Below are 11527 nucleotides of genomic sequence, written 5' to 3'. Positions count from 1 at the left end.
CGCTAACTATTCCTGAAATTTAAATTTGAGTAAATCACGGCGTTCTTTTTTATTCGGTTTATGATCAGGGTGCGGCATTGCGTTCATCTTGCGGGCAATTACCATTTGCTCCCGTTTCGCGACACTTTCGTCCGTTTCCCGATACAGCAACTGTGCCTGCGGTGCACCGCGACGTTGAGTGGATAACGCCAGCACTTCCACTTCTTTTTCATCATTACCTTGGCGGAGCTTAATCCGCCCGCCCACTTCCACACTTTTGTTGGGTTTGGTTCGCTGACCGTTATAATGCACTTTACCGCCGTCGATCATTTCTTTGGCGATAGTGCGTGTTTTATAAAAACGTGCCGCCCACAGCCATTTGTCTAAACGTGTGACATCATCATCTTTTTCCATATTTTTAGTAGATTTATTTGCCATAAAGTTCGTTTTGTATCATTATCTATTCAATTATTATTTATGGTATATCCATTCCCCAATTTTGTAAATTTTGAAAGTGAGAAAATCAATGAAAGAATTAAAAAAACCGGAAATCCTATCCATTTCTCTGACCGCTAAATCTCGCATTTTTGAAATTCAATCCGTGGTTCTGAAATTCTCCAACGGAACCTACCGCACTTACGAACGCTTTAAGCCCGCCACGCGTGCTGCGGTGATGATTTTGCCGATTGAAAACAACGAATTAATTATGGTGCGGGAATATGCCATGGGGACGGAACAATATGAACTGGGCTTTCCAAAAGGCTTAATGGAAATCGGCGAAACGCCGGAACAAAGCGCCGACCGCGAACTGAAAGAAGAAATCGGCTTGGGAGCCAATTATTTTGAACGATTACGTACCGTCAATTCTAATCTCACTTTTATGAATTCCCCCATGCACATTCTTATTGCGAAAGATTTTTATCCTTGTAAATTAGAAGGCGATGAACCGGAACCTTTAGAAATCGTGCGGATACCTTTAGAAAAAATTGATGAGTTGATTGCTGATCCGAATTTTAACGAAGCACGCAATTTAGTGGCATTGTATGCATTAAGAGATTTATACAAAATAAAATAACATACTTACAAATCGTGATAAAAAATAAGCCTATGCTAAAAATTTTAGTATAGGTTCTTCTAACGTTCTAATGATTGTATAATACGATCTAATCTATTGATTTCTAATTGCTTTTGTTCAAGTAATTCATCTTTGTGTTGCAGCATTAATTTTAATTTTTCAATTTCCATCAACAATTTTTCATCACTCTGTCCATAATAGACCACATTGTTATCCACACTATCATTGAGTAGAAAATATACGCCTTTTTGGGTGGCATTCATAAACTCTAATGCATCCATATTGAAAAGATGTGCGATTTGTTCTAATTTTTCTAAACTGAGTTTACTTTCGCCACGTTCTATTTTTGCATAACCGTTAACAGACATATTTAACTTTTCTGCCATTTCTTCTTGTGTCCATTGATTGATTTCGCGTATAGTCCGCACTTTTTGATTTAATTTCATAAAATCCCCCATAAATGTGTTTATTATATTCCAAAAAATGGTTATAATCTTGCCTTTTTGATGGTTTTCTTGTTGTATTTTAACTTATAAAATACACAAATCTTATATTTACTTTATTTAAAGGAAGGAGTGTTTAGCATGCATATCATATTTTCTCATTTCAAATAATACTTCGTTTTCTTCATTGTAATCTTGTCAGTAGTAAATGTCTATGACATTACGGATTAAGATCTATCCGATATGACAAGCAACACATCGAAGCCAAATCAGAAAGTTAACATAAACTAATACCGAACAAAATAACGTAAGAACTTATTAAATAGTAAGTTTTAGCTATTTTTTTGTCTAATATTTTATATTTAAGGAAAAATTATGAATAAAATCTATAAAGTTATCTATAACCATGCACTTGGTATATTCCAAGCAGTTACTGAGCTTGCGAAAGGACATGTGAAAAGTTCTCGACAATGTGAACAAAAAACGAATAAAGCGTCTGCCACAACAGGCTGTTTCAAACTTAAACCTTTAAGTTTGATGCTGGCACTTCTTATTCCAAGCATGGTTTTCGCCGCACCTGCCACAAGAAACGGCTATGATAAAGGCGATTTTAGTGCACTGGTAATCGGTGAACAAAATGATACGGCAGGTCAGGATGGGGCAGCAAGTGCATATTCGGGCGCTTCGTCTGATAACCCAAATCTAATGCCTGCTAACCACCATTCGATCGCTATTGGTGGTAGTGCAAAAGTAGATAATAATAAATGGTCAACGGCACTGGGTTATAAGGCTAATGCTGAAGCAAAAAATGGGAGTAAAGATGGTAGTATTGCACTAGGTGCGTTTTCATCGACAAAAGCAGCAAATACCGGAACTGGTTCTCAGTCAATTGAGATTAGTGGCAAAACTTATGAGTTTGCCGGAAAAGCCAATCGTAATACCTCTGTACTATCTATTGGTGCTGGCACGACAGTTCAAGAACCAACCGGAAGAGCTAATGGTAGAGGAACTTATTATGATACTTATACCTCATCACAAAATTATCAATATCGCCAAATTCAAAATGTTGCCGCAGGTACTATTAGTGCAACATCCACCGATGCGGTAAATGGTTCACAGTTGTTCGCATTGGCAAGTGCCATTAACGACTTAAATAAAGGTGGCGATGGTGGTACTAAAGTCGATGTGAAAGGCGGCACAAATATTGCGAGTGTTCAAAAAACAGAAACCGACGGTCAGACGGTTTATACCGTCAATGCCGATGGTGCAAAAGTCTCAAAAGGTTCTGATGCAGTAACTGTAACCAACGGTAAGAAAGATGCCACAACCAATATCACTGATTATAAGATTGATTTATCTGATGCAACGAAAACAACGTTGAGTCAAGTCAACACTAATAAAACTAATATTGAAGGTAACAAAACCAGCATCACAAAAAACACAACAGATATTAAAGCCCTGCAAGATAATACGGTTAAACTCGGCGGAGACACCAACACGGTAACAACCGAACCACAAAAACTTAGCAAATCTGGCGGTTTGCAATTTAATATCGTGGGTGATAGCAAATATGTGACCACTGCGGCATCCGGAACAAATGTTAAAGTTTCTGTAAAAGAAGAAGCAATCAAAGAAACCGCTAAAACGGTTGCGACGGAAGTTAAATCTGATAATAAATCAGTAACCATAAAAAAAACGACTGGAGCGAACGGGCAATCTATTTATGATTTGTCTGTGTCTGTCGCTGCAACTGCTTCAGACTTAGCCTATAAAGCCAATGGTAAAAATGCAAAATCTGTTTCTTTGGCAAACGGTTTGGATTTCACTGATACAACAAATATCACTGCAACAGTTGATGAGAACGGTGTCGTAAAACATACGTTAAAAGATAATATTACTGTTAAAAATGTAACTGCAGATAACATGACAGTAAACAATACGCCAACGAATAATACAAGCGTAACCAATAAAAAATATGTTGATGATTCCATTAGCGCAGTCAATTTAAAAACTAAAGGTAATACGGGTGAAGGTGCAGTCAATTTAGCCACTCAAGCGTTAGATGTTACGGCGACGGGCACAAATGGCGTTAGTGCCCGCACGGTAGCCAATGCGACGGGTATCGTGGTAAATGTCGATGCTTCAGAGCTAAAAACTGCCATTGATAAAAATAAGACCGATATTTCAACGAATACTACGGATATCACTAAGTTAAAAGATAACACCATTAAATTAGGTGGTGATAATGCAACAATGACCAATGCTCAAAAATTAAGCAATGATGGTGGTTTGAAATTTAATGTAGTAGGTGATGATAAATTCGTCACGACTACAGCTTCCGGGACAGATGTTAAAGTTGCAGTGAAAGAAGATGCAATCAAAAATACCGCTAAAACGGTTACAACAAAAGTCACTTCTAAGAATAAATCCGTTACCATTAGTGAAACCCAAGATGGTGACCGCACTGTTTATGATTTATCCGTCGATGCCTCAGGCACAACACTTAATTATAAAGCGGACGGTAAAAATGCTCAGGCAGTGAACCTTTCTGACGGATTAAATTTTACAAGCACTGATAATATCACTTCCACAGTTGATGCTAACGGTGTCGTAAAACATGCCTTAAAAGATGATATTACTGTTAAAAATGTGACTGCAGATAACATGACAGTAAACAATGCCCCAACGGATAATACGAGTGTAACCAACAAAAAATATGTTGATGAATCTGTTGCTGCCGCTAAAACCGAAGTGAAAGCCGGTAATAACGTTACTGTCGATGCTGATACGACAAGTGCGAAAGATGGGCATACAATTTATACCGTTAATGCCAAAGCAACCACGGCAAAAGCAGGGTCTGAGGCTGTTACAGTAGAAGGTACAACAAATGCAACAGATGTTACCGATTATGTCGTCGATTTATCTAAAAAAACCAAAGATACATTAGTTAAAGCCGAAAAAGGTTTTAATATCGATGCCGATAACAAAACACCGGATAATGTCCAATTAGGTGAAACCGTAACTTACAACGGTGATAAAAATATCACAACTAAAGTAACGAATAACAATATTGCTATCACCTTAAATGACGCAATTAATGTAAGCACTGTAACCGCCAATACGATTAAGGCCGGTGATGTGAATGCCACTAATATGACGGTAACTAATGCACCGACCACGGATAATAGTGTAACGAACAAAAGTTATGTAGACGGTGAAGTAGCAAAAGTGACACTCAATACAGCGGGCGATACAGGCACGGGTTCCGTGAAGTTGGCAGACCAAACATTCGCCGTTAAAGCTAATGCAATCGGCAAAATCGCAGCAAATACCGTTGCAAATGCACAAGGTATTACAATAAATGTGGACAGCACGGCAATTGATAATGCTATTGCCGATAACACAAAAAATATCACCAACAACACTAATAACATCACGACATTGCAAAACAATACGATTAAATTAGGTGGCGATAAAGGAACGACTGAGACACAGGCACTTAATAAATCAGGCGGTTTAAAATTTGATGTTAAGGGTGATAATAAATATATTACCACATCAGCAACTGGCGATGCGGTGACAATCAGTGTAGATGAAAGTGCGGTCAAAAAAACGGCAAAATCCGTAACCACGGAAGTAAAATCTGACAATAATTCCGTAACCGTAACCCAAACGACGGGAGCAAATGGTCAGTCTGTTTATGATTTATCCGTGGACACTTCAGGCACTAATCTAGCCTACAAAGCCGATGGTCAAAATAACCAATCCGTGACACTTGCTAAAGGTTTAGATTTCACAAGTACGGGAAATATTACCGCAACGGTTGATGCTAACGGTGTTGTAAAACATACGTTAAAAGACGATATTACCGTTAATAATATCACTGCAAATGATATGACAGTAAAAAATGCGCCGACCACAAATAATAGTGTAACGAACAAAAGTTATGTAGATGGTGAAGTGGCAAAAGTAACACTCAAAACCGCAGGCGATTCGGGTAAAGGTTCTGTAAATTTGGCAAATCAAACATTAAAGGTTGATACCAAAACAACAGGCAAGATTTCTGCTAATACGGTTGCCAATGAACAAGGCATTACGATTAATGTAGATAGCACCGCACTTGATAACGAGATTACCAAGAACACAACAAATATTGATGCACTGAAAGATAATACCATTAAATTGGGCGGTGATACCGGCGCAACCGACGGTCAAGCACTAAGCAAAAAAGATGGTTTGCAATTTAATGTGGTGGGTGATAACAAATACGTCACGACTGAGGCTTCAGGTACAAATGTTAAAGTTGCGGTAAAAGAAGATGCGATCAAAGATACCGCTAAAACGGTGACCTCAAAAATTACATCTAACAATAAATCAGTGACCGTTAATGAAACTAAAGAAGGTGATCGCACTGTTTATGATTTGTCCGTAGATGCTTCTGGTACTAATCTAGCCTATAAAGCTGATGGCAAAAATGACCAATCCGTGACACTTGCCAAAGGTTTAGATTTCATGAGTACGGAAAATATTACCGCAACGGTCGATAAAGACGGTGTAGTTAAACATACATTAAACGATGACATCAAGATCGGTAAAGACGGTGCTGATGGTAAAGACGGTACAATCGGCGTAAACGGTAAAGACGGTGCTTCCGTTGTCTTAAACGGTAAAGACGGTTCTATCGGGTTAACCGGACCACGCGGTAAAGACGGTGCTAACGGTAAATCTGCCAATATCAGCGTACAAGACGGTCAACCAGGCGTTGATGGTGCGGCAGGTTTAGATGGTCGTGACGGCACTGACGGTAAAACCCGTATCGTTTATGAAACGAAAGATAAAAACAATAATACCGTTAAAGAAGAAATAGCAACGTTAAACGATGGTTTACGTTTCACTGGTAATAATGTAAGCACTGAAAATAAACATAAACTTAACAGTTTAGTGAAAGTTCAAGGTGAAGGTGTAACTGAAGAAATGTCTAAAACTTTCAACAGTGCAACGGGTAATATTAATGTTGTTGCCGATGGTAACAATACATTAACGGTTCAACTTGCGAAAGACTTACAAAACTTGAATTCTGTTACTTTAGTGAATAAAACCGATCCGGCTAAATCAACGACGATCAGCAGTGATAAAGACGGTAATTTAGATGTGGGTGGTGACAAAATCACTAACGTTGCGAAAGGTGAGATTAGCAAAGACAGCACTGATGCGATTAACGGTAGCCAATTACATGAAGTAAAAGAAATTGCCAACAAAGGCTTTAATATTGATGCCGATAAGAGAGCGAACGGTGTAACAAACGCTGACAATGTTGCTCCGGGTGAAACCGTGAAATTTACCAGTAAAGATGGCAATGTGATCACCACAATTGATGGTGAGAATAATGTTGACTTCGGTTTAAACAATACCATTAATGTGGGCGGTAAAGACGGAAAAGACGGTGCTATTGGCGTAAAAGGTGCTGATGGTAAAGATGGCATAACGATCAAACCAGATGCTATCGTCTTTAATGGTGTTAATGGTAAAGATGGCCAATCTGCAATTAGTGTTAACGGTAAGAACGGTGCAAACGGTTTAGACGGAACCAGCATTACTCGTATTGAATATACTGATCCGAATACTAATAAAACAGAAATCGTTGCTACACTAAATGACGGCTTAAATTTCACCGGTAACAATGAAGTCAATAATGCACACAAACTGAATAGTAAAGTGAAAATTATTGGCGAAGGCGTGGATAAAGCAGCATCTGAAAAATTTGCAAGTGCTTCAGGCAATATCAATGTTAAAGCGAATGGCACAGATACACTGGAAGTTCAATTGAACAAAGATTTGAAAAACTTGAACTCTGTTACTTTAGTGAATAAAGATGACCCAACCAAATCAACGACGATCACCAGCAATACTGATGGTAATTTAGATGTGGGCGGTGACAAAATTACCAATGTTTCAGACGGTGAAATTGCTGAAAACAGTAAAGACGCGATTAACGGTAGTCAGTTATATAAAGTAAAAACTGAGTTAACTACTGATGCCTTTGGTTTAAAAGACCAAAATGGCAACGAGTTTAAACAAAGCTTAGGAACAACCGCACAAATCGTCGGTAATGACAATATAAGCACTAAAGTTATTACTAAAGACGATGGTTCTAAAGCACTTGAAGTTAGCCTTAACGATAATATTCAAATTGGTAAGAACGGTAAAGACGGCAAAGACGGTTCTATCGGTGTTAACGGTAAAGACGGCGCTTCTGTTACCTTAAATGGTAAAGACGGTTCTATCGGGTTAACCGGACCGCGTGGCGCTAATGGTAAAGACGGTGCTTCCGCTAACATTAGTGTACAAAACGGTGCCAAAGGTCTTGATGGTAATGATGGTGAAAATGGCGAAAGCAAAACACGCATTGTTTATAAAAAATCAGATGGCAAAACTGAAACCATTGCAACATTGAACGACGGTCTGAACTTCCAAGGTGATACAGGTGAGGTTATCGCTAAAAAACTTAACGAAACCTTATCAATTAAAGGAAATGTTGATGCTAACGCCGATGTCACTGATAAAAACTTACGCGTTGATAATGTTAAGGGTGAGTTGATCTTGAAGATGGCTAAAAACTTAACGGATTTAACCAGTATTACTGTTGGTGGTACCGTTATAAATAATGACGGTCTTTCTATCACTAATGGTCCAAGTGTGAAAAACACAGGTATTGATGCGGGTAATAAGAAAATCATCAATGTTTCAGACGGTGAAATTGCTGAAAACAGCAAAGACGCGATTAACGGTAGTCAGTTACATAAAGTAAAAACCGAGTTAACTACTAATGCTTTTGGTTTAAAAGACCAAGATGGCAATGAGTTTAAACAAAACTTAGGGTCAACCGCACAAATTGTCGGTAATGACAATATAAGTACTAAAGTTATTACTAAAAACGATGGTTCTAAAGCACTTGAAGTTAGCCTTAACGATAATATTCAAATTGGTAAGGACGGCAAAGACGGCAAAGACGGTTCTATCGGCGTTAAAGGTAAAGACGGTGCTTCTGTTACCTTAAATGGTAAAGACGGTTCTATCGGGTTAACCGGACCGCGTGGCACTGACGGTAAAGATGGTGCTTCCGCTGACATTAGTGTACAAAACGGTGCCAAAGGTCTTGATGGCAATGATGGTGAAAATGGCGAAAGCAAAACACGCATTGTTTATAAGAAAACAGATGGCACAACTGAAACCATTGCAACATTGAACGACGGTTTGAAATTCCAAGGTGATACAGGTGACGTTATCGCTAAAAAACTTAACGAAACCTTATTAATTAAAGGGAACCTTGACTCTAAAGCCGAAGTAACGGATAAAAACTTACGTGTTGACAGCGTTAACGGCGAGTTGATCTTGAAGATGGCTAAAAACTTAACGGATTTAACCAGTATTACTGTCGGTGATACGTTTATCAACAACGATGGGCTAACCATTACAGGCGGACCGAGTGTGACTAAGGCCGGTATCAATGCGGGAAATAAAGTTATCAGCAACGTGAAAGAAGGTGTTGATGGCAATGACGCAGTGAACGTAAACCAATTGAATGATGTTAAAAACATTGCTAATAAAGGTTGGAACTTAACTACAAACGGAGACAGTGCCTCTAAATCCAATGTTAAGCCGGGTGATTCCGTTGATTTCGCTAACAAAGATGGCAACATTAAAATTACTAATGATGGGAATAATCTCACTGTTGACTTAGCGAAAAACCTTAACCTAGGTGAAGACGGTTCAGTTGAAATTGGTGATACAAAACTTGATGGAAACGGACTAGTCATTAATGGCGGACCAAGTGTTACTAAACAAGGTCTTGATGCAGGAAGTAAAAAAATTACTAATGTACAAGCCGGTGAAGCCGATACGGATGCCGTTAATGTAAGTCAATTAAACGATGCGACGAACAAAGTCAAAGATGCTGTAACTTGGAAAGTTAATACGGAAGGGCAATCTGATGCGAAAAAAGAAGCACAATCCGTTTCTAACCAGACAGTCACAGTGAAACACGGTGTGAATACTCAAGTTTCTGAAATCAAAAAAGATGAAAACGGTAATTACAGTTATGAAATTAATGTAACCGGACTACCAATGGAATATATAGATGAAGCGGGTAACACATTAGTGAATATCGGTGGACAGTTCTATTCACAAAAAGACGGCGGTAATGGTCAAAAAATCTTAACTCCGTCAACGCCGGCTAAAGTGCGTATTACTAGTGAGAAGCCAATGCAGCTGACTAATGTAGCCGACGGTAAAATTTCAGAAGACAGTACCGATGCCATTAATGGTAGCCAATTGAATAAAGTCATTACTGACGGTTTAACATTTGCCGGTGATAATGGTGAATTTAAAACTCCATTAGGTAAAAAAGTGACAATTTCCGGTGGTGTGAAAGAAGCGGCGAAGTTAACGGATAACAATATCGGTGTCGTTGCGGAAAATGGCACATTAAATGTGAAGTTAGCGAAAGCATTAACCGGTTTAACTAGTGCTGAATTTAAAGACGATAATGGTAATGTTACCAATGTAAATGGTAACGGCATTAGCATTGCCGGTAACAATGGTAAAACCATAAGCTTAACCGCAGACGGCTTAAACAATGGCGGCAACCGTATTACTAATGTTGCACCGGGTGTTGATGGTACAGATGCAGTGAACGTAAATCAATTACGCGGTATAGCAAACCATATCGCCGGTAAAATCAACAAAGTGGATAATAATGCCCGTGCCGGTATTGCGGGTGCAATTGCAACAGCTACCTTGCCACAAGCTTATTTACCGGGTAAATCCTTGGTTGCTGTAGGTGGTGGTACATACCGCGGTGAATCAGGTGTTGCCTTAGGGATGTCAACCATTTCTGACGGCGGTAACTGGATCCTGAAAACAACAGCAAATGCGGACTCACGCGGAAACTTCGGTGCCGGTGCAGCTATCGGTTATCAATGGTAATAAACTGATTGGCGGTATTATGCCGCCTTTCTAAAAGGACAAAAATATGAAAAAAACACAATTTTTTAAACTAGGTTTTTCCGTACTTGCCGTAAGTTTACTTGCCGCTTGTGCAACAAAAAGTAATGTAAAATCAGACGGTACAACTGATGAACCCGTATTCCCGGCGCCCTATTCACTGACTTTTAATAATGATCGCGGTACGTTCCCGACAACTGATGAATTGGCACAAGTGAAAGCGGGTTTAACCAAGGACGAACTGTATAAATTGCTTGGCCGTCCGCATTATGACGAAGGATTGTTTGGCGTGCGTGAATGGGATTATTTGTTCCACTTCCACACACCGGGCGTACCGCTTGATCCGGATAATAAAGCCGGTGTACCGGATGTTACGACTTGTCAGTTTAAAGTTATTTATGACAAAGATAAATTCGCACGTAGTTTCTTCTGGAAGCCTGTATTCCCGAAAGATGCCATTTGCCCTCCGGGACACAAATCAGCCCCGAATACGCAGCGTTATACTATTGATGCCGATGCCTTATTTGCTTTTGATAAGAGCGGCTCAACCGATATCAATGCGGAAGGTAAAGCCAGATTAGATGAATTTGCAAGCAAAGTACTCAAATTCGATCGTTTGAACTCAATCCGCATTGAAGGTCACACTGACCGTCTCGGCAGTGCGGCATACAACCAAAAACTCTCTGAAAAACGTGCTGAAACCGTACGCCGCTATTTAATCACCAAAGGCGTACCGGCCGGTGTAATGAGTATTGTAGGTTATGGTAAAACGCGTCAAATTAAAGAATGTGCAAACAGCTTACCACGCAATGAATTAATTAAATGTTTACACCCTAACCGTCGCGTTGAAATAGAAGTCGATGGTTCTGGAAAATTAAATTAATTTCCACCGCACTTTTAAAAAATTAAGGATTAAGTTCAATGAACTTAATCCTCAGACTACTGACAAACCCACTCCCGCTTTGCTTTTCAAAGCAATTTGATAAAAGAGGGTTTATTTTTTAGTTTTTTCACCTTTCTCTTGATA

Annotated in this window: 5 protein-coding genes; 3 read left to right on the top strand and 2 right to left on the bottom strand. The window is 39.2% G+C overall.

Annotated features, from left to right (window positions below):
* Positions 1-6 precede the first annotated feature (6 nt).
* On the bottom strand, positions 7-417 hold the full coding sequence (hslR, locus tag EDC44_RS11420; protein WP_207896763.1) for a ribosome-associated heat shock protein Hsp15: 411 nt from the start codon (positions 415-417) through the stop codon (positions 7-9).
* A gap of 88 nt (positions 418-505) precedes the next feature.
* Between hslR and nudE the strand changes: the two genes are divergently transcribed.
* The gene (gene nudE / locus EDC44_RS11415) at positions 506-1054 is read left to right on the top strand and encodes an ADP compounds hydrolase NudE (protein ID WP_131979019.1); all 549 of its coding nucleotides are present in this window, start codon (positions 506-508) and stop codon (positions 1052-1054) included.
* A gap of 59 nt (positions 1055-1113) precedes the next feature.
* On the opposite strand, the gene EDC44_RS11410 is transcribed toward nudE, so the two are convergent.
* Entirely contained in the window at positions 1114-1500 is a 387-nt protein-coding gene (locus EDC44_RS11410) for a helix-turn-helix domain-containing protein (RefSeq protein WP_131979016.1), read from the bottom strand.
* A 372-nt stretch (positions 1501-1872) separates the two neighbouring features.
* On the opposite strand from EDC44_RS11410, the gene EDC44_RS13030 reads away from it, so the two are divergent.
* Both EDC44_RS13030 and EDC44_RS11360 read left to right on the top strand, forming a co-directional pair.
* Positions 1873-10482 (top strand): YadA-like family protein, encoded by an 8610-nt coding sequence (locus EDC44_RS13030; RefSeq protein ID WP_165870264.1) that lies wholly within the window; start codon positions 1873-1875, stop codon positions 10480-10482.
* A gap of 46 nt (positions 10483-10528) precedes the next feature.
* A complete protein-coding gene (locus EDC44_RS11360; protein WP_131979013.1) occupies positions 10529-11383 on the top strand; it encodes an OmpA family protein in 855 nt (284 codons plus the stop codon).
* Positions 11384-11527: the final 144 nt, after the last annotated feature.

Source organism: Cricetibacter osteomyelitidis (assembly GCF_004340985.1).
In the GTDB taxonomy this organism is placed as follows: Bacteria; Pseudomonadota; Gammaproteobacteria; order Enterobacterales; family Pasteurellaceae; genus Cricetibacter; species Cricetibacter osteomyelitidis.
This window is presented reverse-complemented; position numbering and strand designations above follow the sequence as displayed.

Coding starts and splice junctions, on each gene's coding strand:
- EDC44_RS13030 (WP_165870264.1), top strand. CDS start 1,873: ATGAATAAAATCTATAAAGTTATCTATAACCATGCACTTGGTATATTC.
- hslR (WP_207896763.1), bottom strand. CDS start 417: ATGGCAAATAAATCTACTAAAAATATGGAAAAAGATGATGATGTCACA.
- nudE (WP_131979019.1), top strand. CDS start 506: ATGAAAGAATTAAAAAAACCGGAAATCCTATCCATTTCTCTGACCGCT.
- EDC44_RS11410 (WP_131979016.1), bottom strand. CDS start 1,500: ATGAAATTAAATCAAAAAGTGCGGACTATACGCGAAATCAATCAATGG.
- EDC44_RS11360 (WP_131979013.1), top strand. CDS start 10,529: ATGAAAAAAACACAATTTTTTAAACTAGGTTTTTCCGTACTTGCCGTA.